The 26,147-nt window shown below is 68.9% G+C and carries 22 protein-coding genes; 9 read left to right on the forward strand and 13 right to left on the reverse strand.

The features are described from left to right. Positions 1–34 precede the first annotated feature (34 nt). The 4 genes from GGR12_RS11105 to GGR12_RS11120 all read right to left on the reverse strand — a co-directional run bounded on the left by GGR12_RS11105 (position 35) and on the right by GGR12_RS11120 (position 10,609). Positions 35–760: a TVP38/TMEM64 family protein gene (locus GGR12_RS11105; protein WP_183204459.1), complete on the reverse strand. Its 726-nt coding sequence runs from the start codon at positions 758–760 to the stop codon at positions 35–37. Between the two features lie 379 nt (positions 761–1,139). Continuing rightward, positions 1,140–3,839: a M10 family metallopeptidase C-terminal domain-containing protein gene (locus GGR12_RS11110; protein WP_183204460.1), complete on the reverse strand. Its 2,700-nt coding sequence runs from the start codon at positions 3,837–3,839 to the stop codon at positions 1,140–1,142. Positions 3,840–3,865: 26 nt separating this feature from the next. After that, positions 3,866–4,357 (reverse strand): hypothetical protein, encoded by a 492-nt coding sequence (locus tag GGR12_RS11115; protein WP_183204461.1) that lies wholly within the window; start codon positions 4,355–4,357, stop codon positions 3,866–3,868. Positions 4,358–4,624: 267 nt separating this feature from the next. Then, on the reverse strand, positions 4,625–10,609 hold the full coding sequence (locus GGR12_RS11120) for a VCBS domain-containing protein (protein ID WP_183204462.1): 5,985 nt from the start codon (positions 10,607–10,609) through the stop codon (positions 4,625–4,627). Positions 10,610–10,845: 236 nt separating this feature from the next. Here GGR12_RS11120 and GGR12_RS11125 point away from each other — a divergent pair, with 236 nt between their 5' ends. Beyond that, positions 10,846–12,051, forward strand: coding sequence for a pyridoxal phosphate-dependent aminotransferase (locus GGR12_RS11125; protein WP_183204463.1), 1,206 nt, complete (start codon positions 10,846–10,848; stop codon positions 12,049–12,051). 200 nt (positions 12,052–12,251) lie between these two features. Here the strand turns inward: GGR12_RS11125 and fabG are convergent, their stop codons facing one another. The 5 genes from fabG to GGR12_RS11150 form a co-directional block, all read right to left on the reverse strand. Next, positions 12,252–12,992: a 3-oxoacyl-[acyl-carrier-protein] reductase gene (gene fabG, locus GGR12_RS11130; protein WP_183204464.1), complete on the reverse strand. Its 741-nt coding sequence runs from the start codon at positions 12,990–12,992 to the stop codon at positions 12,252–12,254. Between the two features lie 116 nt (positions 12,993–13,108). Beyond that, positions 13,109–13,630, reverse strand: coding sequence for a hypothetical protein (locus GGR12_RS11135; protein WP_246328854.1), 522 nt, complete (start codon positions 13,628–13,630; stop codon positions 13,109–13,111). A 352-nt stretch (positions 13,631–13,982) separates the two neighbouring features. Then, positions 13,983–14,930 carry an ACP S-malonyltransferase gene (gene fabD, locus GGR12_RS11140; protein WP_183204465.1) on the reverse strand — a complete coding sequence of 316 codons (948 nt, stop codon included), beginning with the start codon at positions 14,928–14,930 and terminating at the stop codon, positions 13,983–13,985. Positions 14,931–15,020: 90 nt separating this feature from the next. Beyond that, on the reverse strand, positions 15,021–15,269 hold the full coding sequence (locus GGR12_RS11145; protein WP_183204466.1) for a hypothetical protein: 249 nt from the start codon (positions 15,267–15,269) through the stop codon (positions 15,021–15,023). Between the two features lie 86 nt (positions 15,270–15,355). Further along, positions 15,356–16,762 (reverse strand): FAD-binding oxidoreductase, encoded by a 1,407-nt coding sequence (locus GGR12_RS11150; RefSeq protein ID WP_183204467.1) that lies wholly within the window; start codon positions 16,760–16,762, stop codon positions 15,356–15,358. Between the two features lie 134 nt (positions 16,763–16,896). On the opposite strand from GGR12_RS11150, the gene GGR12_RS11155 reads away from it, so the two are divergent. From GGR12_RS11155 to GGR12_RS11170, 4 genes are all read left to right on the forward strand, one after another. After that, positions 16,897–18,633, forward strand: coding sequence for an amidohydrolase family protein (locus GGR12_RS11155; RefSeq protein ID WP_183204468.1), 1,737 nt, complete (start codon positions 16,897–16,899; stop codon positions 18,631–18,633). 31 nt (positions 18,634–18,664) lie between these two features. After that, a complete protein-coding gene (locus tag GGR12_RS11160) occupies positions 18,665–19,075 on the forward strand; it encodes an NUDIX hydrolase (protein ID WP_183204469.1) in 411 nt (136 codons plus the stop codon). Between the two features lie 95 nt (positions 19,076–19,170). Next, entirely contained in the window at positions 19,171–20,181 is a 1,011-nt protein-coding gene (locus GGR12_RS11165; RefSeq protein ID WP_183204470.1) for an SPFH domain-containing protein, read from the forward strand. A 3-nt stretch (positions 20,182–20,184) separates the two neighbouring features. Next, positions 20,185–20,646: an NfeD family protein gene (locus tag GGR12_RS11170; RefSeq protein WP_183204471.1), complete on the forward strand. Its 462-nt coding sequence runs from the start codon at positions 20,185–20,187 to the stop codon at positions 20,644–20,646. 19 nt (positions 20,647–20,665) lie between these two features. Here GGR12_RS11170 and rnhA read toward each other — a convergent pair whose 3' ends face one another. Continuing rightward, complete coding sequence (gene rnhA, locus GGR12_RS11175) at positions 20,666–21,112, reverse strand: ribonuclease HI (RefSeq protein ID WP_221212317.1); 447 nt, start codon at positions 21,110–21,112, stop codon at positions 20,666–20,668. 106 nt (positions 21,113–21,218) lie between these two features. Here rnhA and GGR12_RS11180 point away from each other — a divergent pair, with 106 nt between their 5' ends. From GGR12_RS11180 to GGR12_RS11195, 4 genes are all read left to right on the forward strand, one after another. After that, positions 21,219–21,437, forward strand: coding sequence for a twin-arginine translocase TatA/TatE family subunit (locus GGR12_RS11180; RefSeq protein WP_183204473.1), 219 nt, complete (start codon positions 21,219–21,221; stop codon positions 21,435–21,437). A gap of 57 nt (positions 21,438–21,494) precedes the next feature. After that, positions 21,495–22,007: a Sec-independent protein translocase protein TatB gene (gene tatB / locus GGR12_RS16840; protein WP_425486218.1), complete on the forward strand. Its 513-nt coding sequence runs from the start codon at positions 21,495–21,497 to the stop codon at positions 22,005–22,007. Then, positions 22,004–22,894, forward strand: coding sequence for a twin-arginine translocase subunit TatC (gene tatC / locus GGR12_RS11190; protein WP_343053221.1), 891 nt, complete (start codon positions 22,004–22,006; stop codon positions 22,892–22,894). The genes tatB and tatC overlap by 4 nt, the downstream gene beginning before the upstream one ends. A gap of 73 nt (positions 22,895–22,967) precedes the next feature. Then, entirely contained in the window at positions 22,968–23,993 is a 1,026-nt protein-coding gene (locus GGR12_RS11195; RefSeq protein ID WP_183204474.1) for a DUF4118 domain-containing protein, read from the forward strand. Between the two features lie 12 nt (positions 23,994–24,005). On the opposite strand, the gene GGR12_RS11200 is transcribed toward GGR12_RS11195, so the two are convergent. The 3 genes from GGR12_RS11200 to GGR12_RS11210 form a co-directional block, all read right to left on the reverse strand. Next, positions 24,006–24,185, reverse strand: a complete 180-nt coding sequence (locus tag GGR12_RS11200; protein ID WP_183204475.1) for a hypothetical protein — start codon at positions 24,183–24,185, stop codon at positions 24,006–24,008. Positions 24,186–24,293: 108 nt separating this feature from the next. After that, the gene (gene glnA / locus GGR12_RS11205) at positions 24,294–25,703 is read right to left on the reverse strand and encodes a type I glutamate--ammonia ligase (protein WP_183204476.1); all 1,410 of its coding nucleotides are present in this window, start codon (positions 25,701–25,703) and stop codon (positions 24,294–24,296) included. 71 nt (positions 25,704–25,774) lie between these two features. Continuing rightward, on the reverse strand, positions 25,775–26,113 hold the full coding sequence (locus GGR12_RS11210; RefSeq protein ID WP_183204477.1) for a P-II family nitrogen regulator: 339 nt from the start codon (positions 26,111–26,113) through the stop codon (positions 25,775–25,777). Between the last annotated feature and the right edge of the window lie 34 nt (positions 26,114–26,147).

Here is a 26,147-nt window from a genome sequence, read left to right on the forward strand (position 1 = left end):
CCCTTTCCGCCCATGCGGCGATTAATCCGGCCGCTCAGTCGTCGTCCGGAACCCCGGCGGCCTTCTCGCGGCGCTTCACGAACTCGCGGACGGCCAGCATGAGGCCCAGCCAGACCACGGCGACGCCGGCGAGGATCAGGGAAGTCCAGACGCCGTCGCCGCTGACCGCCGAAACCACCGCCCCGCCGAAGAAGGCGACCAGGGCCGTCTTGGGCAGGACGCCGAGGGCGCAGCCGGCCAGGTAGGTCCAGAAATTGGCCCGGGTGGCGCCGAAGGCCATGTTGACGACGATGAACGGCGCCGAGGGCACGTTGCGGATCATGAAGCTGGCGTAGAAGGCGTTCTTGCCGACGAAGCGCTTGAGGCGGTCGAGGGTGCGGCTGTCGAAACGGTCGATGAGCCGGGCCGTGGGCCCGCGGCCCAGCCAGTAGGTGACGCCGGCCGAGGCGATCGTCGCCGCCCAGCTGTAGAGGAAGCCCAGGTTCGGCCCGAAGGCGACGACGCAGGCGGCGATGAGGATGAACTGGGGCACGCCGATGAAGGCCGAGGCGACGAACAGGACGACGGTCGCCGCGAACGCCCACGGGCTGCCGGAATAGCCCTGCAGCCACGCCTCGAGCCGCTCCTCGGCGTCGAGACCGAGCTGGGTCTTGCCGACGGCCAGCAGGCCGAGGGTCGCGCCGAGCAGCAGCGCGGTCGCCAGCGCCGCCTTCCAGCGGCGGGCCTCCATGTTGAGGATGAAGTCGAGGAAGCGGCGCATGGGGACGGGCGTTAGCACTCCGGTGAAGTCAGGGCGACGGCGGCGGGCGTCCGCGGCGAGACTCAGGCGCGGTCATCTGGACGCGTCCCCGCGCGTCGAACAAGTCCCCGCATCTTGATCACGCCCCCTCGATCCCCATCTCCGGCGTCCTGTTCAACAGCGAAAAGGAGGTGGTCGAATGTCTCATTGTCACAAGCCGGGCGAGGCTATGCGCATGGGTGCGGCCCCTCACGGGACGTACCAGGCCTGAGCTGAAGCCCTGGCCGGCAATGCGGGGCCGTCTCCTTCGGGAGGCGGCCCTTTTTGCTGCGCGCGGCGCTCATGGAAAAGGCGGCCGCCGGAGCGACCGCCTTCCATGGTTTCGAACCTGACGGGGCGTTCAGGCCGCCAGTATCCAGTCGCCCTGGTTGCGGGCGGCCAACAGGCCGTAGTCGGTCGCGGCGGAGGCGTCGTCCTCGTACCAGGCGCCGCGAAGGTCGCGCAGGGCGAGGCCTTCCAGGAGGACCGAGGAACCGTCCTCGAAGCTGATGAGGACGCCGGCGCCCGAGTACGTGATCGTGGCGTCGTAGCCGGCGGCGGTCATGGCCGACCAGTCGACGACGTCGCCGTTGCGGAAGTCGGTGATGCGGTCATCGCCGGACGAGGGTCCGATGATGAAGGCGTCATTGCCGAGACCGCCGGTGAGGACGTCGTCCCCCGCCCCGCCGACCAGGGTGTCATTGCCCGTGTCGCCGAAGAGCGAGTCGTTGTCCGCGCCGCCGAGGAGCAGGTCGTTGCCCGTGCCGCCGACGAGGCTGTCGGCCCCGGCGCCGGCGTTGAGCGTGTCGTTGCCGGTGCCGCCGTCGAGGGCGTCGTCGCCGTCTCCGGCCAGCAGGATGTCGTTGCCTGTGCCGCCGATGAGAACGTCGGCGCCGGCGCCGCCGTCGAGCGTGTCATTGCCCGTCCCGCCGTCGAGGCTGTCGTTGTCGTCGCCGCCGGACAGCTGGTCGTCGCCGGTGCCGCCGATCAGCTGATCCGCGCCCGCCTCGCCGTACAGGATGTCGTCGGCCGTGCCGCCGTCGAGAACATCGGCCCCGGCGCCGCCGCGAAGCGTGTCGAAGCCCGTGCCGCCGAACAGGAAGTCGTCTCCGGCGCCGGCGATGATGATGTTGTCGAGGGTGTTGCCGGTCAGGCTTTGGCCGGTGGCCGAGAGGCCGGTGAGGTTCTCGACATTCTGGCCGAGGACGTAGGCGGTCAGCGTGGTGCGGACCTCGTCGACGCCGGCGTTGGCCTTTTCGGTGACCCGGTCGCCGGCGTTGTCGACGACGTAGACGTCGTTGCCCGTGCCGCCGGTCAGGCTGTCCGCGCCCGCGCCGCCGTCGAGGAAGTCGTCGCCCGCGCCGCCGTCGAGGGCGTCGGCGCCTGCGCCCGCCAGGATGACGTTGTTGAGGCCGTTGCCGGTCAGGCGCTGGCCGGTGGAGGCCGTGCCGGTCAGGTTCTCGACATTCTGGCCGAGGGTGTAGACGGCGAGGCCGGTGCGGACCTCGTCGGTCCCGGCGTCGGCGCCTTCGGCGACCTGGTCGGCCGCGTTGTCGACGAGGTAGAGGTCGTTGTCGGCGCCGCCGATCATCAGATCGGCGCCGACACCGCCGTCCAGCTGGTCATTGCCCGCGCCGCCGTCGAGGGTGTCGTTCCCTTCCCGGCCGAGGATGACGTCGTCGCCGGCATTGCCGGTCAGGACGTTGTTGGCGGTGTTGCCGATAATGGCGTCCGCGCCGGAGCCGCCGACGGCGTTCTCGATGATCACGCCATAGGCGATGCCGACGTTGTCGGTCAGGCGGCCGACGACCGGATTGGCGATCAGGGCGGCGATGTTGGCGTTGTAGGTCGCCAGGGTGATCGGGGCGTAGCCGGCCGCGGCGCGGTTGGCGTTGGTCTGCTCGAAGGTCGGGGCCGAGGCCGCGGTGACGCCGCCGATGCTGCTGAGCGCGCCGGGGGTCAGGTCGATCAGCTGGACGGTGTCGTAGCCGGACGCGTCGAGGGTATCGATGCCGCCGGCGTCCCAGATGGCCATGACCGGCGCGGGGGTCAGGGTGAAGTCGTAGGAATCCCGGCCGGCGTTCGAGTTGAAGCCGTAGGTCGTGTTCCCCGTGCGGGTGGTCATGTCGGCGCCGTAGATCGCCTGGATCGCCGCGATGTCATGGATCAGCGGCGTGGCGGCGTAGACGGTCGTCGAGATGTTGAAGTCGAAGTGGCGCGCGCCCAGCGACGAGGCGTTGAAGTAGGACATGACCGTATAGGCGCGGGTGTCCTGGGCGTATTCGGCATTGGCCGGATAGGTGATGCTGAGGCCCGGCGCGGCGTTGTAGGCGCCCGGGTGGCTGAGGCCCAGCGCGTGGCCGGCTTCGTGAACCAGGGTGTGGATGCCGTAGAGGCCTTCATCGAGCTGGAAATTGCTGGCCTGGGCGGTGCTGACCCAGACGTCGCCGCCGATTTCGCGGATCTGTTCGTTGATGGCCGGATTGGCGGTCAGGGTCGCGGCCGGGAGGCGGGCGTAGGCCTGGGTGTTGGGGGCGTTCAGCAGATTGCCGAAATTGATGTCCGCGTCGTCGGCCGAAGTCTCGACGAAGGTGGTGGTGATCAGGTCGTCCCAGGCCTCGATGGCCGCGCGGGTGGCGTCGCGCTGGGCGGGGGTGAAGGCGGCGAAGTTGAAGTATTCGGTGAAGGCGAAAAGGCTGCCGCCGGACTCATAGCCGTAGCCGTTCTCGAAGACCTGGTCCTGGGTGTCGAAGAAGCCGAAATTGATCACGGCGGCGCTGCCGCTGACCGGCACGGCGTTGTTGGGGCCGGGCGTCCAGGAGATGCCGGTGCGGTTCAGGTGGGCGGTGACCTGTTCGATCGTCCAGACGGGCTTGCCGGCGACGGTGCCGCCCGTGCCGTCAATGTTGACGTCCAGCGGCGAGGTGACGGGCTCCAGACCGGGGAAAGGCGCGTCGCCGTCGCCGCCGTCGTCCGGATGGAGGGTGACGTTCACGAGAGCGTCCGGGGCGGACGTGGAGGCCGTTTGGACCGGGGTCGTTTCACCGCTGCGTGTACGCATGGTCGTCTCCTGTGGGGGGTGGGGGGTTAGTCGAGGGGCTGCGCTCCGGACGGCGCCGCGTCGGCGCGCCAGGGCAGGATTTCGGAAAGGGAGGCGTCGATCGCGGCGTCGAGCGCGTCGCCGGAGAGAGGCGCGGCGCGCGGGGCGGCGCTGAACAGCTGGGCGGTCTGTTCGACGGTGGCGCGGAAGGGCCGGATGGTGAAGGCGACCAGCGGTCCCTCCTGGACGGAGGCGTGGACCAGCAGGGCGACGGTATGGGCGTCAATGACCTGCGGATCGCCGTGGGCGATCTCGATCACCGGCAGCGGGGCGTCGCGCGAGGCGTCGGCGACGACGCGGCGGCACAGGTCAGCCTGGAGTTCGCGGGGATTTACGAGGCGGGTGTCGGCGACGAGGCAGAGGACGGCGACCTGACGGGCGTCCTGCCAGAGAAGGGTCGGCGTAGAGGCCGTCACCGGGCCGGACCCCAGCAGAAGGGCGACGATGGCGACGATCGTCGCGCGACGCTTTCCGACCATGACACGCTACACCCCGACCACAATCCATCCGGAGCAGCCGATCAACCCGAGCGGGTAAACCGGACGGCGGGTTCAGAGGATGGGGTTATCGGAACAGCGTCAAGCGTGGCAGGAAAATGGCGGGCATTTTTCCGTGGGCGCCCTGGGTTGTGCCCGGTGATCGCTGATCACTCTGTGCCGAAGCGGCACAAACGGGCGGATTCCGGAGGAACGTCGGCGCCGCGGGGGTGGGTCCCGCGGCGCCGTTCCTGGTCAGCCTGATCAGGCTCAGACCGCCCAGGGATCGATCGCGGCCAGATGGCCGTCGTGGTGCGACCGGCCGTCGAAGGCGTCGAGCAGGCCCTGCATGCCGTCCGTCATGCTCCACGGCACCGTCGCGTCGCCGAAGGTGAAGACGGCGCTGGAGCCGGTGTCGACGACGCTGTCGAACTGCGTATGAGACGGCGTGGACGGGACGCCGGCCAGATCGAGGAAGGCGTCGTCGAGAGCCAGCGGCATGACCTGGGCTGCGAACGCCTTGGCGTCCGGTTCCGGCGCGCTGAGGCCCGCCAGGCTGACCAGGGTCCCGCCGACATCGAAGCGCAGGAAGTCGATGTCCTCGACATAGGTCGAGCCGTCACGGCCGGCGACCGAGTCGACGATGCGCCAGCCGATGCCCTCCTCGGTGATGGTGTAGGCGCCGACGGCTCCGCGCAGGGCGACGGTGTCCTCGCCCGATCCGCCGTACAGTTGATCGTCACCGCCGCCGCCACGGAGAATGTCGTTGCCGTCGCCGCCCAGGATCATGTTGTCCAGCGCATTGCCCGTGCCGATGAAGCGGCCCGGACCGGCGTAGTACATGTTCTCGATATTGGCCCCCATGACCCAGGCGCCGATGCGGGCCTCGACCGTGTCATGGCCCTGCCCCGCCAGTTCGACGACGGTGTCGTTGGCGTCGAGGATGTAGAGGTCGTTCCCTGCCCCGCCCTGCAGCTGGTTGGCCAGACCCTGGCCGCCCGACAGGACGTCGTCGCCGGCGCCGCCCAGCAGGGTGTCGCGGCCGAGACCGCCGCTGAGGTGATCGTCGTGAGTCCCGCCGACCAGCAGGTCGTCGAAGGCCGAGCCGACGATGGCCTCGACGGAGTTGTAGGCATCCGACCCACCGTCGCCGTCGTTGACGGCGCGCATGATGTCGAGACGGGCGTGGACGCCGGCCGAGGCCCGCGAATAGTCGACCGTATCGACGCCGAGGCCGCCGTTCAGGGTGTCCGAGCCGCCGCCGCCGCGCAGGAGATCGTTACCCGCGCCGCCGGTGATGACGTTGTCGCCGGCGTTGCCGTTGCCGGTGAAGTCGCCCTGACCGGTGAAGACCAGGTTCTCCACATTGGCCGCCAGATTGACGGTGTGGATGTGGGCCTCGACCGTGTCGACGCCGCCGCCGGCCAGTTCGACGACCGTGTCGTTGGCGTCGAGAATGTAGAGGTCGTCGCCGGCGCCGCCCTGAAGCTGGTTGGCCGCGCCCGAGCCGCCGGACAGGACGTCGTCGCCCGCGCCGCCGAGAAGGGTGTCGCCGCCCAGACCGCCCTCGAGCATGTCGCCCGCCGCGCCGCCGATCAGCAGATCGTTGAAGGCGGAGCCGACCAGACGTTCGATCGAGGAGAAGGTGTCCGAACCGCCGTCGCCGTCGTTGCCGGCGCGCTTTGTGTCCAGGCGCGCGGTGACGCCGCCGGCGGCCTGGCTGTAGTCCGCCGTATCGAAGCCGTCGCCGCCGATCAGGACGTCGGAACCGCCGCCGCCGCTGAGGGTGTCGTCGCCGTCGCCGCCGTCGAGGCTGTCCGAGCCGGAGCCGGCCTTGACGCTGTCGTCGCCGTCGCCGGCTTCGACGACATTGTCGCCATCGCCCGCGTCGATCCGGTCGTCATCGGTGCTGCCGGTGACGCTGTCGTCGAACGCGGTGCCGGAGACATCGCCGCCGCCGACGGGCGCGGTGACGGTCTCGTAGTCGCCGTGGATGGTGACGGTGACGGTCCGGCTGTCCGTGCCGCCGGCCTGGTCATCGACCGAGACGGTCCAGGTGACCTCGACCGTCTCGCCGTCGCCGAGGCCGTTCAGGTCGACGGCAGTGGCGTCGAACGACCAGTCGACGACGGCGCCATTCACCGAGGTGGCAAGCGCCGCTTCGAGCGCCTGCTGCTGCGCCGGCGTGAGGGATGCGCCGCCCGACAGGACGATCGCGCTGACCGCGCTGGACACATGGACGTCGGTCCGGTCGAGGCCGGCGAACGCCAGCGCGCCCGAGGTAGAGAGCGTGTCGTCCTCGCCGAAGCAGACGTCGGCGTCGGAGTCGGTGAAGTCGGGCGCGTCGTCCTGGCCCTCGACGGTGACCGTCAGGGTCTGGGCGACCACGCCGCCGGAATCGTCGACGATATTGTAGCTGAAGGTCAGCTCGATATCATCACCGTCGCCGAGGCCGTTGAACCAGGCGGGATCGAAGCCGAGCGTGCCGGAGCCATCGATGGCGAGGGCGTAGTTGAAGTTCGCCAGGTCGATGGCGGTCCCGGCCGTCTGGGTGACGGTCAGGGCGTCGATGTACAACGACGCGCCGGCGTCGACATCAGAGGCGCCATCCAGCAGGTTGTAGCTGTAGCCGACGTCGTCCTCGCTGACATCGTCCGTCAACGGGCCGGTGACCACAGGCGCGTCGTTCTCGCCGGTGATGGTGAAGGTCAGCGTCGTCAGGTCGCCGTCGCCGTTCGAATCCGCCACCCGGTAGGTGAAGGTCTCGGTCGCCGTCTCGCCGGCTCCGAGAGCCGCATCATCGGCGGTGTAGGTCCAGGTCCCGTCCGCGTTGAGCGTCAGGGAGCCGTAGGCGCCGTCGATCGCCACACCGACGCCGCCGGTGGTCAGGGCGGCGTTGGAGGCCTCGTCGCCGGCAGCGACGCCGGTGACGGTCCGGGCCTGTCCCTCGAGGTCGATGTCGTTGGACAGGACGTTTCCGGCGACGCCGGGTCCGTTGGCGCCGGCGGTCGCGGTATCGGCGATGCCGAGCGCGTGGGCGTTGCCGGTGGCCGTGTTGAGCAGGACGGTCCCGTTGCTGAACTGCAGGCGTTCGATGGACTGGACCGTGTCCACACCGGCGCCGGTGGTGATCTGCAGACGGCCGCCGCCGATATCAACGGCGATGCCCGAGGCCGCGTCGGCGGCGAAAATCGCCGTATCCGCGCCGAGGCCGCCGTCGAGCGTGTCGTTCCCCGCGCCGCCGGCGAGACTGTCGTCGCCCGATCCGGCGATGATGACATTGTCGCCGCTGTTGCCGGTCAGGGTCTGGCCGGCGCCCGACGTGCCGGTGAGGTTCTCGATGCCGCCGCTGTTGGCGGTGACGCCGAGGGTGAAGGTCGCCAGGCCGGTGCGGATCTCGTCCGCCGTGTCCGAGGTCCCGATCTCGGCGACGATGTCGTTGGCGGAATCGACGATGTAGGTGTCGTCGCCGGCGCCGCCGATCATCTGGTCGTCGCCCGCGCCGCCGTCGAGGTAGTCGTTCCCGTCCCGGCCGGCGAGAATGTTGTAGCCGGCGTCGCCGACGATGCGGTCGTCGAAGGCCGTTCCGACCACAGTCTCAATACTGACGAAGGCGTCGGTGTCGCCATAGGCGTCCGTGCCCGTGCCCGCCGCGAGGTCGACGTTGAGACCCTGGGTCCCTTCGCCGTCGTAGGAGACGGAGTCGTAGCCGGCGCCGCCATCGAACGCATCATTGCCGCGACCGCCGTACAGGGCGTCCTGGCCCGCGCCGCCGTTCAGCGTGTCATCGCCGTTGTAGCCAAACAGGCTGTCGATGCCGTCGCCGCCGTTCAGCGTGTCGGCGAAGGTTCCGGTGTTGTGCGCGTAGATGACGTCGTTGCCATCGCCGCCGTTCAGGGTGACCGCGGACGACCCCAACTGCACGATCTGGTTGCCCAGCGCATTGCCGGTCAGGACCCCGCCGGTCATCGAGGTTCCCCACAGCGCCTCAACGTTGTCGGCGAGGGTGTAGGCGGCCAGGTTGGTGTAGACGGAGTCGGTTCCGGCGGCGCCGGCCTGCTCGACGATGACGTCGGTCTCGTCACCCGCGGCCTCGAGCCAGTAGTTGTCGCCGTCAGCGCCGCCGATCAGGGTGTCGGCGCCCTGGCCGCCCCGCAGGCTGTCGATGCCGGCCCCGCCGATCAGGACGTTGGCGACCGCATTACCGGTGATGTTGTCCCAGCCGGAGCCGCCGGTGACGTTCTCGATGCTGTTGAAGGTGTCGCCGGCCGCGTCCTGCAGACCGGTGTTGGTGGCCAGGTTGACGTTTACGTTGGCGGTGGACGTGCTGTAGTCCGCCGTATCGAGGCCGAGGCCGCCGATCAGCACATCCGCGCCGGCACCGCCGCGCAGGGTGTCGTCGCCGGAGCCGCCGGTGATGATGTTGTTCCCGCTGTTGCCGATCAGGGTCTGGCCGGTGGACAGCAGGCCGGTGAGGTTCTCGATGTTCCCGCTGTTCGCGGTCGCGCCCAGGGTGAAGGTCGCCAGGGTGGTGCGCACCACGTCGGCGGAGTCTCCGGCGGCCTCGCTGATCATGTCCGAAGCGGAGTCGACGACGTAGACGTCGTTGCCCGTCCCGCCGATGAGAATGTCGTCGCCGCCGGCGCCGTCGAGGACGTCGTCGCCGGCGTAGCCGTAAACCTGGTCGGCGCCCGCGCCGCCGGTCACTGTGTCCGTCTGATTGGTCGCGAAGATCCGCTCGACGGAGATCAGGGTGTCGGTCGAGCCGAAGGTGTCGGTGGCAACGCCTGTGCCGAGGTTCACGGTCACGCCCGCCGGGCCGCCCTCAAACAGGTAGTTGACGGAGTCGACGCCCGCGCCGCCGTCGAAGCTGTCGTCGCCCGCACCGCCGACCATGTTGTCGTCGCCGTCGTCGCCGTTCAGCGTGTCGCCGCCTTCCCAGCCATAGAGGGTGTCATTGCCGGCTCCGCCTGACAGCGCGTCGGCCGCCACGAGGCCGGAGGCGCCCTCCAGGGTGTCGTTGCCGCCTTCGCCGTTCAGGACGCCGGGTCCGTTCTGCACACGGATGGCGTTGCCCGCGTCATTGCCGGTCAGCGTCTGGCGGCCGGCGAACTGGCCGACCAGGTTCTCGATATTGGCGCCCAGGACGTAGCCGCTGATGGTCGTGTAGACCGTGTCCGTCCCCTCGCCGACCTGTTCGACGACGATATCGTTCGCGTCCCCGGCGCTGTTCAGCATGTACCAGTCGTCGCCAATACCGCCGTGGAGGGTGTCGAGACCCTGGCCGCCCCGCAGGGTGTCGTTGCCGGAGCCGCCGCTCAGGATGTTGTCGTTGACGTCTCCGGTGAGGGTGTCGGCGCCCGATCCGCCGATGACGTTCTCGATGCCGATCAGGGTGTCGCCCGCGGCGTCGCCGCCCGAGCCTGAGCCGGATCCGAGGTTCACGTTCACGGCGCTGGAGTAGCGATAGTCGGCCGTATCGACGCCCGCGCCGCCGTTCAGGATGTCCGCGCCGCCCCAGCCCATCAGCACGTCGTCGCCGTCGCCGCCGGTGATGGCGTTGTCGGAGCTGTTGCCCCACAGCGTCTGACCGGTCGTAAGCAGGCCCGTCAGGTTCTCGATGTTGTAGCTGTACGCCGTACTGCCGAGGGTGAAGCTCGCCAGCGTCGTGCGGACCTCGTCCGTCCCCTCGCCGCCGTATTCGACAGCCAGGTCGCCCTGGTCGTCGACGAAGATGACGTCGTCGCCGTCCTCGCCGAACATCATGTCGGCGCCTGCGCCGCCATCGATGATGTCGTTGCCTTCACGACCGCCGAATTCGTCGTTCCCTGCGCTGCCGATCAGCACGTCGTCATACTCGGTGCCGTAGGCGCCTTCGAAGCCGGAGATGGTGTCGGTGTCGCCGTAGCTGTCGGTCGCGATCCCGGTGGCCAGGTTGACGTTGACGCTGATCCCGCGCCCGCCCCAGCTGCTCTCGTTGTCGTAGCGCAGGAGGTCGACGCCATCGCCGCCGATCAGGACGTCCGCGCCGGCCCTGCCCCAGATGTGGTCGCCGCCGGCGCCGCCGTCGATCACATCGTCGCCAGCCGTGCCCTGCAGGGGTTCGCCGCCGTCCGTGCCGGTGATGACGTCGGTCTGCGGATCGTCGCCCGGAGCGGGCGCAGCGAGCGGCCCGCCAACGAAAGGCGCCCTGGCGCGCACGTCGTCTTCAGGCGCGTCGATCGGCGCGCCGGCCTGCGGCGCTACGAAAGTCATGATCAGATTCCAAATCCCGGTCGCGCAGCCGCGCGACAAACTCCAGGCCGGAGCGGCCCCCCAGGTGACTGTTTTCGCTTGGTTTCGCGAGACGCTCCATGCCCGGGCGTCTCAAATCTTGAGCCTGTGCGTTCCACAATGGGACGGAAAACGATGGCTGCGAGGTCCGAAACAGGACCTCATTTGATCCCTCCTTCGCATCTGCGTAATGAGGGCCGCCGTCCCCGGGAGTCGCCATGTCCAGCCTGCAGTCCTCCGCCCTCGCCCGCGTCAAGCCGTCGGCCACCCTGGCGGTCACCGCCAGGGCCCGCGAACTGAAGCGCGAAGGTCGCGACGTGATCGGCCTGGGCGCCGGCGAGCCCGACTTCGACACCCCCGAGAACATCAAGGAAGCGGCCATCGCCGCCATCCGCCGGGGCGAGACGAAATACACCGACGTCGACGGCACGCCGGAGCTGAAGGCCGCCGTCGCAGCCAAGTTCGCGCGCGAGAACGGGCTGACCTACGAGACCAACCAGATCCACGTCGCCACCGGCGGCAAGGCGGTGATCTACAACGCCCTGCTGGCCACCCTGTCGCCCGGCGACGAGGTGATCGTGCCGGCGCCCTACTGGGTGTCGTACCCAGACATGGTGCTGCTGGCCGGCGGCGAGCCGGTGACGGTGATCGGCCATGAGGCGGACGGCTTCAAGCTGAAGCCCGCGGTGCTGGAAGCGGCGATCACGCCGAAGACGAAATGGCTGATCCTGAACAGCCCGTCGAACCCGACCGGCGCCGCCTACACCGGCGAGGAGCTGGAGGCGCTGGCCGAGGTGCTGCGCCGTCACCCGCAGGTGTGGGTGATGACCGACGACATGTACGAACACCTGATCTACGGCGACTTCGACTACCGGACGATCGCCCAGGTGGCGCCGGATCTGTACGACCGGACGCTGACGGTGAACGGGGTCTCGAAGGCCTATGCGATGACCGGCTGGCGGATCGGCTACGCCGGCGGGCCGAAGCCGTTGATCGACCTGATGCGCAAGGTGGCGGGGCAGACGACGTCGAACCCGTCGTCGATCAGCCAGGCGGCGGCGGTCGAGGCGCTGAACGGGCCGCAGGCCTTCATCGCCGAGCGCGGCGCCGCCTTCGAGAAGCGCCGCGACCTGGTCGTGTCGATGCTGAACCAGGCGACCGGCATCCGCTGCGCCGTGCCGGAGGGGGCGTTCTACGTCTATCCGTCGATCGAGGGGCTGATCGGCAAGACCACCGAAGGCGGCGTGGTGATCGACAGCGACGACACCTTCGCGACCGCCCTGCTGGACGCCGAGGGCGTGGCCGTGGTGCAGGGCTCGGCGTTCGGCCTGAGCCCGTATTTCCGCATCAGCTATGCGACGAGCGAGGCGGTGCTGGAGGCGGCGTGCAGCCGGATCCAGCGGTTCTGCGCTTCGCTGAAGTAGAACTCACCTCTCCACGCAGTGGGGAGGTGGCGCGGCGCAGATATGCGCCGTGACGGAGGGGGCGGCTCTCTGGATCCGGCGAAACGCCGAACGAACCTGAGGCCGGCGACGCCCCCTCCACCATCCTTCGCCCTGCGGGCTTCGGATGGTCCCCCTCCCCATCTGCGATGGGGAGGTGAGTGAAGGCCGGCGTTCCCGTCCTAGATCATCGCCATGCCGCCGTTCACGTGGAGCGTTTGTCCCGTGACGTAGGCGGCTTCGTCGGACGACAGGTAGACGGCGGCGGCGGCGATCTCGTCGCCGGTACCCAGGCGGCCCGCCGGGATGTTCTTCAGGATGGTCTCGCGCTGCTGCTCGTTCAGCACATCGGTCATCGGCGAGGCGATGAAGCCCGGCGCGATGCAGTTGACCGTGATGCCGCGCGAGCCGACCTCGGCCGCCAGCGACTTGGAGAAGCCGATCATGCCGGCCTTGGAGGCCGAATAGTTGGTCTGGCCGGGGTTGCCCGTGACGCCGACCACCGAGGTGACGCCGATGATGCGGCCCGAGCGGCGCTTCATCATGCCCTTCATGGCGGCGCGCGAGAGGCGGAAATAGCTCTCGAGGTTGATCTTGATGACGTCGCTGAAGTCTTCGTCCTTCATGCGCATCAGCAGGCCGTCCTTCGTGATGCCGGCGTTGGCCACCAGGATGTCCAGCGGGGCGCCGGCGGCGGTTTCGGCCGCGTTGACGAGGTTGTCGACCGACTCGGGGTCCGAGAGGTTGGCGGTGGCGAAGTGGGCGCGCTCGCCCAGTTCCTTCGCCAGGTCCTGGAGCACGGCTTCACGGGTGCCGGAGAGAACGACGGTGGCGCCTTGCGCATGCAGGGCGCGGGCGACAGCGCCGCCGATGCCGCCCGTGGCGCCCGTGACGAGCGCGGTCTTGCCGGTGAGATTGAACATCGAGTCAGCTCCGCCTTTGAGTTCGCTGCGTCCTAGCCGAGGGCGCGCCGCATCGCCAGAGCAACGCCGTGATCCAACGCGTGACGGGGGCCGACAGCCTCAGATTATCGAGCCGGTCAGGCCGGGCGGACTGCCAGACGGCGAACTGCTGATCGCAACAGGGCGCGGGCATATGGCCGGTGGAAGGGGACGAGCGCGCGGAAGCCGAGGCCCAGGCGGTCGCCACGGGGGTGCGGGAGGAGCGCGGTTCCGAAATAGAGGGTGGTCGTGCCCGTGGCGCCGTCCGCGACGCTCATGAGCCAGGACCGCGAGGCCCCCAGGAAGTCGCACAGCAGGATCTGGTCCGCCTCCCTGCCCTCAACGGTCCAGGCTGCGAACCTCGAAATCTCTCCGGCCGCCATGCATCGCGCCTGCTGGTCCGTCGACGGGAACCAGAGCAGCACGGCCAGGGCGAGCCGCTCGAGCTTGAACAGGGGCGTCGTGTAGAAGGCTTCGACGTAGGCCGCCTGGGTGATCGAACCGGGGACGGTGACGACGAAGCAGTCGGTATAGCTGCCGGCGGACACATAGCGGCCGAGCAAGGCGCCCGACGGCAGGGCGGCTTCGGCCACGCCGGCCGGCAGTCTACGCCATCGCATGGTGCGTCCCCCGTCAGAGACCGCTCAATAGCAGGAACAGGCGGGTCCGGCGCTGCGACAGGTCGCGCAGGTTACAGGACGACCGAAGCCGTCTGGGCCAGCACCAGGGGCAGATAGGCCGCAACCAGGAGCAGCCACGCAGGTCGGCACCTCTGTCCCAGGTAAGCGACGATTCCTGCGCCGACGAGCACGATTGTCAGTGCGCAGACGCCTAATACGACCCAGTCCAGAAGGCCAAGACCGCCGGTGCGTGGGAGCTTCGGTGTGAGGAACAGTAGAACCCCCAATCCGGCGTAGAGGAGTGGGGGTACACAGGCAGCCAAATAGGCAAGCGCCACCAGGTAGCGCACGCCTAGCCGAGCGACTTCGCGAAGGCTTCCAGCTCTTCGGGCGTGTTGAGCGACAGGCTTTCAGCGTCCGGCGCGATGCGCTTGGCCATGCCGGTCAGGACCTTGCCCGAGCCAATCTCGGCGAAGCGGGTGACGCCGCCTTCGCCGGCCATCCATTCCATCGACTCGCGCCAGCGGACGCGGCCGGTGACCTGCTCGACCAGCAGGCGGCGGATGACTTCCGGATCGGTTTCCGGACGGGCGGTGACGTTGGCGACGACCGGGACGACCGGAGCGAGGATGGTCGCCGAGGCGAGCGCCGCGGCCATTTCATCGGCGGCGGGCTGCATCAGCGGGCAGTGGAAGGGCGCCGAGACGTTCAGCGGAATGGCGCGAGCGCCCAGTTCCTTGGCCTTTTCAATAGCGCGGTCGACGGCGGCCTTGTCGCCCGAGATGACGATGTTGCCGGCGTTGTTGTCGTTGGCGACGACGCAGACGCCGACTTCCGACCCGGCGCGGGCGGCTTCCTCGGCGAGGGCGAGGTCGGTCTTGGGGCCGATCAGCGAGGCCATGGCCCCCTTCCCGACCGGCACGGCGCGCTGCATGGCCTGGCCGCGCAGCTTGAGCAGGCGGGCGGTGTCGGACAGTGAGATGGCGCCCGAGGCGCACAGGGCCGAGTATTCGCCGAGCGAGTGACCGGCGACGAAGGCGGCCTTCGACAGGTCGACGCCGAACTCGGCCTTCAGGGCGCGGGCGGCGGCGACCGAGACGGCCATCAGGGCCGGTTGGGCGTTCTCGGTCAGGGTGAGTTGATCCTCGGGGCCTTCGCGCATCAGCTGCGACAGCTTCTGGCCCAGCGCCTCGTCGACCTCGGCGAAGACCTCGCGGGCGCTGGCGAAGGAGTCCGCCAGGGCGGCTCCCATGCCGACCGACTGGCTGCCTTGTCCGGGGAACAGCAGGGCGAGGGTCATATGGGCGCTCCGAAGGCCGTGAATCGAGCGCGCAGCGATAGGCCGGGCTTGCCGCAGGGGCAAGTCGTCGGGGGCAAGTCGCCGACGCGATCAGCCCCAGAGGTGGATGGCGTCCGGGGCGGCGGCGGCCTCGGCCGGAGCGGCGCCGGCGGCATAGCTGATACGGCTTTCACGGCCGCCGCAGACGCAGCGGAAGCGCTGCGAACGCCCGGCGGCGGGCCAGTCGCGGGTCGGGCCGAACAGGCCGCGCGGATCCATCAGGGCGACGTGAACGCAGCCCGGCGACAGGCAACGCACGATCATCCGTCCACGTGACGCATCAGTTTGAGATTCGGCCATGATTCCTCCCGGACCCGGACGCTAGTCGGTCCGGCCGGTGAGTCTCAAGGGCAATTGTTCCCTTTTTGTTCTATATCCACAGCAGATCAGAACAGAACCGCCGGATTCATGATCCGGAGGGGGTCCAGGGCGTGGCGGACGGCCTGCATGGCCTCGATCTCGACGGGGGATTTGTAGCGGCGGGCTTCCTCGGTCTTGAGGCGGCCGAGGCCGTGTTCGGCGGAGATGGAGCCGTCGTAGCGGTCGACGATGTCGTGAACGATGCGCGAGCCCTCGGCCCAGCGGGCGATGAAGGCGGCGCGGTCGGCGTCGGGCGGGCACAGGACATCGTAGTGGATGTTGCCGTCGCCGACATGGCCGAAGGCGCTGACGCGGGCGCCGGGCTCGAAGCGTTCGACGGCGGCGGTGGCCTCCTCAAGGAAATCGCCGACGCGGGAGACGGGGACGGAGACGTCGTGCTTCCAGCCGGGGCCCTCGGGCTTCTGGCCGGCGGACTGCTCTTCCCTCACCTTCCAGAAGTCGCCGCGCTGGGCGTCGTTCTGGGCGACGGCGGCGTCGGTGATCAAGCCGCCGTCCAGGGCCTCGGACAGCAGACGTTCGAGGGCGGAGTCGGCGGCGCCCGGCTCGCCCGAGGCCAGTTCGATCAGGGCGTACCAGGGCGGGGTCGAGTCCAGCGGCTCGCGCGTGTCCGGGATATTGCGCAGCACGAACTCCAGACCGATCCGCTTCATCAGCTCGAACGCCTCGACGCCGCCGCCGGTTTCGGCCTTGGCGCGGGCCAGAAGTTCGACGGCGGCGCGAGGGCTGTCGAGGCCGACCACGGCGGTGGCGCGGGACTGCATGACGGGGAAGAGTTTGAGCGTGGCGGCGGTGACGATGCCCAGCGTGCCCTCAGCCCCGATCAACAGTTGCTTGAGGTCGTAGCCGGTGTTGTCTTTCCGCAGCCTTTTCAAGCCATTGAAGATGCGGCCGTCGGGCATGACGGCCTCGATGCCCAGCACCAGGTCGCGCATCATGCCGTAGCGCAGGACGGCGGTGCCGCCGGCGTTGCTGGAGATGGCGCCGCCGATGGTGGCGGTGCCTTCAGAGGCGAGGCCGAGGGGGAAGCGGCGATCGGCGGTCGCGGCGGCCAGCTGGGCCTCCAGCAGGGTGACCCCGGCCTCGACCGTCATGGCGTCGTCCAGGGCGTTGACGTCGCGAACGGCGCGCAGCTTGCGGGTGGAGATCAGGACCTCGCCGAAGGGGATCTGGCCGCCGACCAGGCCGGTGCAGCCGCCCTGGGGCACCAGCGGGATGCGGTGTTCGGCGCAGACGGTGACGGCGCGGGCGACCTCATCGGTCGAGCGGGGCGTCAGCATCAGCGGGGTGTCGCCGTTCCAGCGGCCGCGCCACTCCTTGAGCCAGGGCGCGATTTCGGAGGGATCCCCGGTCCAGCCGCCGGGCCCGACGGCGGCCTTGAGGGCATCGAGGGCGGCGGCGGAGGGCTGGGTCATGGCCCGTTGTCTCAAAGACGGGCGGCGGACTCCAGTGATTCGAAGAGGCTCGACCCAGGGTTGCCCCTGATAGGCCACGCTTGGCGACAGGCGGAAGGTTAACGCTCCGGCCGTTCCGGCCTAGAGCCAGTTCGATGTGCGTCGCCTGCCAGCCTGGTCTCACAGCGTTCCTGCGCACCGCAGGGTCCCGCCGTGACTTCCTGCGCTATGCGGGCCTGGCCGGGGCCGCCACGACCCTCGGCGGATGCGCGCTGAACCGGCCGGAAGGCGACGGGGCCACGGTGATCTTCCGCGGCGGGCCGATCCTGACGATGGATCCGTCCAATCCGCGCGCGGAGGCGCTGGCCGTCGCGGACGGCCGCATCCTGGCGGTCGGCGGACGGGCCGAAGTGGATATCCACCGGCGCGCGGGGACCCGGATCGTGGAGCTGGACGGACGGGCCCTGCTGCCGGGCCTGATCGACCCGCATGTCCACTACAGCTTCGTGCTGTTCGACGACTGGCTGGATGTCAGTCCGCTGACCGTTCCGGACCAGAACGGGGTCATGGCCCGACTGAGGGACGCGGCGGCCCAGACGCCGGAGGGGCAATGGGTGCGCGCGCACGGCTTCGATCCGTCGATCACGCGCGGCGGCCGCAGCCCGACGCTGGTGGAGCTGGACGCCCTGTCGCCCGACCGGCCGCTGTTCATGATGGAGGGCAACGGGCACGTCGCCTGGGTGAACTCGCGCGCCTTCGCGGTGGCGGGGATCAGCCGGGCGTCGCGCAATCCGCCGCAGGCCCGCTTCGGGCGGAACGAGGACGGGGCGCTGACCGGGCGGCTGGAGGAGACCGGGGCCATGGCGCCGTTCGCGGCGCGGATGCCGCTGCCGACCAGCGCGCAGATGGCGATGCGCGTGAGCCGGCTGTACGACGTCGCCGCCTCCAAGGGCTGCACCGCCCTGCATGACTGCAGCATCGGGGTTCAGGCCGGGATGGACGACATCCGGATGCTGGACGCGGTGATGGCTGACAATCCGCCGATCCGGCTGCGGGGCATGCTGGTCTCGACCGCCATGGACGTGTGGGAGCGCGAAGGCGTGCGGCCGGGGCGCGGCGACGACCGGTTCCGGATCGAGGGGGTGAAGGCGTGGTCGGACGGCTCGAACCAGGCCTTCACCGGCTATCAGCGCGAGCCGTATCTGGGGAAATCGACGCGGGGGTCGCTGAACTACACCCTGCCGGAGCTGACCGATGCGGTGCGGCGGGCGCATCAGGGGGGCTGGCAGGTCGGGGTGCACGCCAACGGCGACGCGGGCATCGACACGACTCTGGACGCCTTCGAGACGGTGCTGGGCGAGGTGCGGCGGCCCGACCCGCGGCACCGGATCGAGCACTGCAGCATCCTGCACCCCGAACAGATCGAGCGAATGGCGCGGATGGGGCTGTCGCCCTCGTTCCTGATCGGCCACGTGCGTTGGTGGGGCAAGGCGTTCCGGGATCGCATCCTGGGGCCGGAGCGGGCGCAGTTCTATGATCCCGCCGCGTCGGCGCTGGCGGGGGGCCTGCGGATTTCGCTGCATTCGGATTACGGGGTGACGCCGCTGGAGCCGCTGCGCTGCGTCGAGGACGCGGTGACGCGGGTAATGCACGAGGGCGGCGGCGTCTTCTTCCCCGATGAGCGGATACCGGTCGAGGCGGCCTTGCGGGCGGTGACCATCGACGCGGCGTGGCAGTGCCGGCTGGATCACATCGCCGGCAGCCTGGAGCCGGGCAAGTACGCGGATCTGACAATCCTGGAACAGGACCCGACGACGGTCGATCCAAAGCGGATCGCCGCCATCACCGTCAGCGAGACCTGGCTGTCGGGGGACCAGCGCTACGGGCTGTAGTTCGGCCCGGCGACCGCCTAGGCTCGGGCCCATGAGAACGCCCCTGCCCGCCCCCGTTCCCGCCGTCGGCGTGGTCTGCCTGCGCGGCGACGAGGTGCTGCTGATCCGCCGTGGGCAGCCGCCCCGCCAGGGCGAGTGGAGCCTGCCCGGGGGGCGCATCGAGGCCGGAGAGCGGGTCGTCGATGCGGCCCTGCGGGAGCTGCGAGAGGAGACCGGCGTGGAGGCGCGGATCACCGGCCTGCTGGATGTGGTCGACGGCGTGTTTCCGGACGCGGGCCGGCACTATGTGCTGATCGACTATGCGGCCGAATGGCTGTCCGGCGAGCCGGTGGCGGGGGACGACGCGGCCGAGGCGCGATTCGTGGCGCTGGATCAGGTCACGGCGCTGATCGACTGGTCTGAGACGCGGCGGATCATCGATCTGGCCGTCGCGACACGCTGAACGGGCGCAATTAACGCGGAAGTCATCCGCCCGTGTCCGGTTTCTGTGGCGCGGCCGCCACAGCCTGATAACCTGAGCCGGATTGGGAGGCTTTGATGGACTTTTCCGTACTTTTCACCCTGGCGCTCGTGGCGCTGGCGTTCGTTCTGCTGTTCAGCGTCGTGAAGATCGTGCCGCAAGGCCGTGAATTCACTGTCGAACGCTTCGGCAAATACACCAAGACGATCTCCCCGGGCATCAGCGTGCTGGCGCCGTTCGTCGAGCGCATCGGGCGCCGCATGAACATGATGGAGCAGGTGCTCGACGTTCCGACGCAGGAAGTCATCACCAAGGACAACGCCGTGGTGAAGGTCGACGGCATCGTCTTCATCCAGGTGATGGACGCCGCGCGCGCCGCCTACCGGGTGGACGACCTGCCCTACGCCATCAGCCAGCTCTGCATGACCAACCTGCGGACCGTGGTCGGCTCGATGGAGCTGGACGAGGTGCTGTCGCAGCGCGACGCCATCAACACGCGCCTGCTGCACGTCATCGACGCGGCGACCGAGCCGTGGGGCGTGAAGGCCAACCGGATCGAGATCAAGGATCTGACGCCGCCGGCCGACATCACCAACGCCATGGCCCGCCAGATGAAGGCCGAGCGCGAACGTCGCGCCGTGGTCACCGAGGCGGACGGCGAGAAGCAGGCCGCGATCACCCGCGCCGAGGGCGCCAAACAGGCCGCCATTCTGGAGGCCGAAGGCCGCAAGGAAGCCGCCTTCCGCGACGCCGAGGCGCGCGAACGGGAAGCCGAGGCCGAAGCCCGCGCCACCGCCATGGTGTCCGAGGCCATCGCCCGCGGGGACGTGAACGCGATCAACTACTTCGTCGCCCAGAAGTATGTGGAGGCCTTCGCCGAACTGGCCCGCAGCCCGCAGCAGAAGACGGTCATCGTGCCCGCCGAGATGGGCGCACTGGTCGGCACCATCGCCGGCATCGGCCAGCTGGTCGGCCTGGCGCAGGACCAGCAGCAGACGCCCCGCGCCGCCGCGGCTGCGACCGCTGCACCGACGCCTCCCCGTCCGCCCGCACCGCCGCGCCCGCGCGGCTCCGTTCCGAGGACCTGATCCATGGACGCCCTGATCGAGTTCTACACGGCCCAGCCGTTCTGGATCTGGCTGGCGCTCGGGGTTCTGCTGCTGGCGATCGAGGCCGCGTTCTCGACCGAGTGGCTGCTGTGGCCGGCCGTGGCCGCAGGCGTGGTGGCGGTCGTCACCGCCCTGGGCCTGCCGCTGGGCGGGTTCTGGGGCCAGACGGCGCTGTTCGCCGGACTGACGGTGTTGGCGACCCTGCTGTCGCGACGCCTGATCCAGCGCGTCAATCCGAGCGACGCGCCGGACATCAACGCCCGTGACAGCCGCCTGGTCGGCCAGCGGGCGCAGGTGGTCCAGGCCTTCGTCGACGGCCGCGGCCGGGTCTTCGTCTCGGGCGCCGAATGGCCGGCCGAGATCGACGGCGCGGCGCCGCTGGCCGGCGAGAGCGTGGTCGTCGAGTCGATTGACGGTCCGAAGCTGAAGGTGCGGGCGGCCTAGGCCGCCGCCGGAAGGCGGCTCAGCGGGCCGCCTTCATGTCCTCGATCCCGCGATTCGCCAGGCCGTCGGCGCGTTCATTGAGCTCGTGGCCGGCGTGGCCCTTCACCCAGTGCCATTTGACCTCGTGGCGGGCGCGGGCGGCGTCGAGGCGTTTCCACAGGTCCTCGTTCTTGACCGGCTTCTTGTCGGCGGTCTTCCAGCCGCGCGCCTTCCAGCCCCGGATCCATTCGGTGATGCCGGTCATCACGTATTTGCTATCCGTGTGCAGGTCGACGCGGCACGGGCGGGTCAGGGCCTCCAGCGCCATGATCGCGCCCATCAGCTCCATGCGGTTGTTGGTGGTCAGCGGCTCGCCGCCCCACAGCTCCTTCTCGTGACCGCCGCCGGTTTGAAGAATGGCGCCCCAGCCGCCTGGGCCAGGATTGCCCTTGCAGGCGCCGTCGGTGTGGATGATCACGTGACTCATCACCGCGCTGTATCAGGTTCGCTTGGCGTCGCGCCACCGAACCGCCTATATGCGGCGACAGTATTCAAGACGGGCCGCGCATCGGTCCGAACGAGGAGAGATCGTCTTGGGCTCAATGAGCATCTGGCACTGGGCCCTGGTGGTCCTGGTCGTGGTCGTGCTGTTCGGCGGACGCGGCAAGCTTTCCAGCCTGATGGGCGACGCAGCCAAGGGCGTGAAGGCGTTCAAGGACGGCCTGAAGGACTCGGACGAGGACAAGCCGCGCGACGAACGCGCGGGCGCCCTGCCGCGCACCGACGCCGAAAAAGAAGACCTCAAGAACTAAGCGCGCCCGCGCGTCGGAGACTGACGGATGGGTGGCCTGGGCCCCGGTATCGGGGGCATGGAATATGTTGTGATCGCGGTCGTGGCCCTGCTTGTCGTGGGTCCCGAACGGCTGCCTGCCATGCTGAACAAGCTGGGCAAGATGGTCGGCAAGGCCCGCGCCATGGCCAACGATTTCCGCAGCAGCTTCGACGAGATGGCGCGGCAGTCCGAGCTGGACGACCTGCGCAAGGAAGTCGACGCCCTGCGGCGAGGCCAGTCGAACATGATGCCGCTGGGCGCCGAGGCCGAGGCCACGTTCCGCAGCATCCGCGACGACCTGAACAAGCCGGTCCACACGGCGCTGCCGACGGCGGACGCCGGGTCCGCCCCGGCGCTGACCGGGCCGGACGAATGGCCCGACAGCCCGCCCGTGCTCGAACCGCTTGAGGAAGCTCCGGCTCCGGCGCCCGCTCCCGCAGCGGCGCCGCAGAAGACGAAAGCGCCGGCGAAGAAGCCGGCCGCGAAGAAGACCGCTACGACCGCCGCCGCGAAGCCGAAGGCCGCGCGCAAGAAGGTCGTCGAACTGTGAGCCATACCGATATCGACGAAGCCGAGATCGAGGCGTCGCGCGCGCCGCTGATGTCGCATCTGATCGAGCTGCGCGGCCGGTTGTTGATCTGCGTGGTGGCCTTCGCCCTCGCCTTCATCGGCTGCTTCTATTTCGCCGCCGACATCCAGCTGATCCTGATCCACCCGTTCCAGGCCGCCTCGGCCATGCATGCGGCGGCCGGCGCGAACGGACACCATGTGTCGCCGTTCGACCTGATCGCGGTCACCGCGGGCCTGAAGCCCGTGCCCGCCGGCGGCCAGGGCGTGGTGCAGCTGATCGCCACCGCGCCGCTGGAACAGCTTTTCACCAAGATGAAGATCGCCGGTTTCGGCGCCGTGGTCGTGGCCTTCCCGGTGCTGGCCTGGCAGCTGTACCGCTTCGTTGCGCCGGGCCTGTACCGCAACGAGAAGGGCGCCTTCCTGCCCTTCCTGATCGCCGCCCCGCTGCTGTTCCTGATGGGCGCGGCGCTGGTCTATTTCGTCATGCTGCCGTTCGTCATGTGGTTCTCGCTGGGCCAGCAGGTGACGGGCGACGGCGTGTCGGTGGCGCTGCTGCCGAAGATCTCGGAGTATCTGAACCTGGTGACGGCGCTGCTGCTGGCCTTCGGCCTGTGCTTCCAGCTGCCGATCGTCATGACCCTGCTGGGCATGGCCGGGATCATCAGCTCGAAGGTGATGTCCGAGGGCCGCCGTTACGCCATCGTCGCCGTGGTCGTGGTGGCCGCCGTGGTCACGCCGCCGGATCCGATCAGCCAGCTGATGCTCGCGATCCCGCTGGTGCTGCTCTACGAAATTTCGATCTGGTGCGTGCGCCTGATCGAGCTGCGCCGGAACAAGCGCGACATCGCCGAGGGCCTGGCCGTCTGATCGGCATTCGCCGAGCGACGGAACGCCGGAGCTTCCCCGTTGGATCGTCCGTGTTACGACAGCGGACATGACGATGCTTGCACCCGCCCCTCCCCGCCCCGTCGCCGGCCTGATCGAGCGCGCCCGTGGCGTGCCCGGCGCGCCGTACTGGGGCGCCGTGCTGCTGGTGATGGCGTCGCTGGTCGTGCGCCTGTGGCTGGATCCGATCCTGTCGCAGGGCTACGGCTTCACCTGCTTCTATCCGGCGGTGATCCTGACGGCCTACTGGCTGGGCGGACGTCCGGCGCTGCTGGCGACCGCGCTGTCGACCGTGATCGTCTACTGCTTCATGGGACCGGCGCCGCTGACCCTGCAGCTGGACGGGCGGGCGGCGGTGGGCCTGTCGTTCTTCCTGTTCTCGTCGCTGCTGCTGAACCACATCCTGAGCAGCATCCGGGGCCGCTTCAACGATCTGGCGCGCAGCCACGCCCGCGTCGAGGCGCTGGCCACCGGTCAGGCGGAACTGTTCCGCGAGCACGCCCAGCGCACGACCGACCATCTCCAACTGATCGCCGCCATCCTGCAGGTCAGCGCCCGGGGCGAGACCGATCCGGCCGTGTCGCGCGTGCTGAGCAATGCGGCGTCGCGGACCCTGGTCATCTCCCGCACCCATCGCGCCTTCGTCGACGATGAGGCCAAGACCATCCATTTCGAGGCCTTCGCCCGCAGGCTGGCCGACGCCGCCGCCGGCCGGGGCGGCCTGCCCTCCGACCGCGTGCTGTTCGGCGGCGGCGAGGTGGCGGTGCCGATCGAACAGGCGACCTCGCTGGGCCTGATCCTGCTGGAGTACCTGTCGACCCTGCGCGCCAGCAAGCCGGACGCCATGCTGCTGGTGACGCTGAACGAGACGGGCGGCGAGCGGGTCATGATGCTGGCGGCGGGCGGCGCCATCGACATTCCGGGGCCCCGTGACGCCACCCTGGTCGAGGCCATGACCGAACAACTGGGCGGTCGTCTGCGGGTGGACCGGGGCAGCGCCGGCTGCGACGTCCGCATCGCCTTCCCGACGACGCTTCAGCCGCCGCCGGTGTGGGACCCGCTGACGTTCAGCCTGCACTAGGCGACAGGTCGTTCAGCGACTGGACTTGAAGAGCAGGGGAATCGCCGCGCCAATCACCAATCCGGCGCCTGCGCCAAGGACAAGGCCGATCGACCCCGTCAGCGGTGTGAGTATGAAGCCCAGTGCTGCGCCGGCGACCATACCGGAGCCCGAACTGATGGCGATGGCTTGCTGATCCGGGCGGTCGCTCATCCCGCGATGATGACACCCACGAGAACCTGACCGTCAAGCCGCGCCTAAAGAAAAGAGCGCCGGACGGTGTTCCGTCCGGCGCCCTGATCGTCTGGCCTCAGCTGCGGATCAGCAGCTGTAGTACATGTCGAATTCGACCGGGTGCGGGTGCAGTTGCAGGCGCATCACCTCTTCCATCTTCAGCTCGATGTAGCTGTCGATGAAGTCGTCATCCATGACGCCGCCCTTCTTGAGGAAGGCGCGATCCTTGTCGAGGCTCTCGAGGGCCTCGCGCAGCGAGCCGCAGACCTCGGGGATGTTGCCGCGCTCTTCCGGCGGCAGATCGTAGAGGTTCTTGTCGGCGGGCGCGCCCGGATCGATGCGGTTCTCGATGCCGTCGAGGCCGGCCATGAGCAGGGCCACGAAGGTCAGGTAGGGGTTGCCCATCGGATCCGGGAAGCGGGCTTCGATGCGCTTGGCCTTCGGCGAGTTGACCCACGGAATACGGATCGAGGCAGAGCGGTTGCGGGCCGAATAGGCCAGCTTGACCGGCGCTTCGTAGCCCGGGACCAGACGCTTGTAGGAGTTGGTCGTCGAGTTGGCGAAGGCGTTGATGGCCTTGGCGTGCTTGATGATGCCGCCGATGTACCAGAGGCAGAGGTCCGACAGGCCGGCGTATTTGTCGCCGGCGAAGAGCGGCTTGCCGTCGCGCCAGATCGACTGGTGCACGTGCATGCCCGAGCCGTTGTCGCCGAAGGTCGGCTTGGCCATGAAGGTCGCCGACTTGCCGTAGGACGCGGCCACATTGTGGATCACGTACTTATACAGCTGGGTGCGGTCGGCCATGGTCAGCAGGTCGCTGAACTTGAGGCCGAGCTCGTGCTGGGCCGGGGCCACTTCGTGGTGGTGCTTCTCGGGCTGCATGCCGAGGTCGCGCATGACGCCGAGCATCTCGCCGCGCAGGTCCTGGGCGCTGTCGACCGGGTTGACCGGGAAGTAGCCGCCCTTGATCCCCGGGCGGTGACCCATGTTGCCTTCCGAGTACTCGGCGCCCGTGTTGGCCGGCAGCTCGATCGAGTCGTAGGTGTAGCCGGTGTCGTGCGGAGCGGTGCTCCAGCGGACGTCGTCGAAGATGAAGAACTCGGCTTCCGGTCCGAAATAGACCGTGTCGCCCACGCCCGAGGACTGGACATAGGCCAGGGCCTTCTTGGCCATCGAGCGGCTGTCGCGGTTGTAGGGCTCGCCGGTGTCCGGGTTCAGCACGTCGCAGAACAGGAACATCGTGGTCTGCTGGTAGAACGGGTCGATCCAGTAGCCGTTGAGGTCCGGCTTCAGGAGCATGTCGGACTCGTTGATGGCCTTCCAGCCGGCGATCGACGAACCGTCGAACATGGTCCCTTCTTCAAGGAACTCCTCGTCGACCAGGTCGATGTCGAAGGTGACGTGCTGCATCCGACCCTTGGTGTCGGTGAAGCGGAGATCGACGTACTGAACGTCTTTCTCCTTAATTTCTTTAAGGATCTTGCTGGCGTCACTCATTTCGAAGAGTCCGGTTGGAGTGGGGAGGAAGTGAAACGGCCGCCCCGAGGAGCGGCCGGTGGTTCTGGCGGTCAGACGGCCTGGGCCCCCGTTTCGCCGGTTCGGATGCGAATGACGTCGAGGACGTCAGACACGAAAATCTTGCCGTCGCCGATCTTGCCGGTTCGGGCCGCAGTCTGGATCGCCTCGATCACCGAAGGCGCGAGATCGTCGGGAACCACGACCTCGATTTTGATCTTGGGCAGGAAGTCGATGACGTATTCGGCGCCGCGATAGAGTTCGGAATGACCCTTCTGGCGCCCATAGCCCCTAGCCTCGAGCACAGTCATCCCCTGGACGCCAGCGTCCTGCAGCGCCTCTTTCACTTCATCCAGCTTGAAGGGCTTGATGACGGCTTCAATCTTTTTCATTGGCGATCCCAGGCGGGCCTTATCGTGCCTCGCG

Source organism: Brevundimonas lenta, assembly GCF_014196335.1.
Taxonomy (GTDB): Bacteria; Pseudomonadota; Alphaproteobacteria; order Caulobacterales; family Caulobacteraceae; genus Brevundimonas; species Brevundimonas lenta.

Bases quoted from the DNA above. Each gene is read 5' to 3' on its own strand.
- GGR12_RS11160 (WP_183204469.1), top strand. From the start codon at position 18,665: ATGAGAACGCCCCTGCCCGCCCCCGTTCCCGCCGTCGGCGTGGTCTGC.
- GGR12_RS11200 (WP_183204475.1), bottom strand. From the start codon at position 24,185: ATGAGCGACCGCCCGGATCAGCAAGCCATCGCCATCAGTTCGGGCTCC.
- GGR12_RS11155 (WP_183204468.1), top strand. From the start codon at position 16,897: ATGTGCGTCGCCTGCCAGCCTGGTCTCACAGCGTTCCTGCGCACCGCA.
- fabG (WP_183204464.1), bottom strand. From the start codon at position 12,992: ATGTTCAATCTCACCGGCAAGACCGCGCTCGTCACGGGCGCCACGGGC.
- rnhA (WP_221212317.1), bottom strand. From the start codon at position 21,112: ATGAGTCACGTGATCATCCACACCGACGGCGCCTGCAAGGGCAATCCT.
- GGR12_RS11125 (WP_183204463.1), top strand. From the start codon at position 10,846: ATGTCCAGCCTGCAGTCCTCCGCCCTCGCCCGCGTCAAGCCGTCGGCC.
- GGR12_RS11170 (WP_183204471.1), top strand. From the start codon at position 20,185: ATGGACGCCCTGATCGAGTTCTACACGGCCCAGCCGTTCTGGATCTGG.
- GGR12_RS11105 (WP_183204459.1), bottom strand. From the start codon at position 760: ATGCGCCGCTTCCTCGACTTCATCCTCAACATGGAGGCCCGCCGCTGG.
- GGR12_RS11145 (WP_183204466.1), bottom strand. From the start codon at position 15,269: ATGGCCGAATCTCAAACTGATGCGTCACGTGGACGGATGATCGTGCGT.
- tatB (WP_425486218.1), top strand. From the start codon at position 21,495: ATGGAATATGTTGTGATCGCGGTCGTGGCCCTGCTTGTCGTGGGTCCC.
- GGR12_RS11110 (WP_183204460.1), bottom strand. From the start codon at position 3,839: ATGCGTACACGCAGCGGTGAAACGACCCCGGTCCAAACGGCCTCCACG.
- fabD (WP_183204465.1), bottom strand. From the start codon at position 14,930: ATGACCCTCGCCCTGCTGTTCCCCGGACAAGGCAGCCAGTCGGTCGGC.
- GGR12_RS11135 (WP_246328854.1), bottom strand. From the start codon at position 13,630: ATGCGATGGCGTAGACTGCCGGCCGGCGTGGCCGAAGCCGCCCTGCCG.
- glnA (WP_183204476.1), bottom strand. From the start codon at position 25,703: ATGAGTGACGCCAGCAAGATCCTTAAAGAAATTAAGGAGAAAGACGTT.
- GGR12_RS11150 (WP_183204467.1), bottom strand. From the start codon at position 16,762: ATGACCCAGCCCTCCGCCGCCGCCCTCGATGCCCTCAAGGCCGCCGTC.
- GGR12_RS11120 (WP_183204462.1), bottom strand. From the start codon at position 10,609: ATGACTTTCGTAGCGCCGCAGGCCGGCGCGCCGATCGACGCGCCTGAA.
- GGR12_RS11115 (WP_183204461.1), bottom strand. From the start codon at position 4,357: ATGGTCGGAAAGCGTCGCGCGACGATCGTCGCCATCGTCGCCCTTCTG.
- GGR12_RS11210 (WP_183204477.1), bottom strand. From the start codon at position 26,113: ATGAAAAAGATTGAAGCCGTCATCAAGCCCTTCAAGCTGGATGAAGTG.
- GGR12_RS11165 (WP_183204470.1), top strand. From the start codon at position 19,171: ATGGACTTTTCCGTACTTTTCACCCTGGCGCTCGTGGCGCTGGCGTTC.
- GGR12_RS11195 (WP_183204474.1), top strand. From the start codon at position 22,968: ATGCTTGCACCCGCCCCTCCCCGCCCCGTCGCCGGCCTGATCGAGCGC.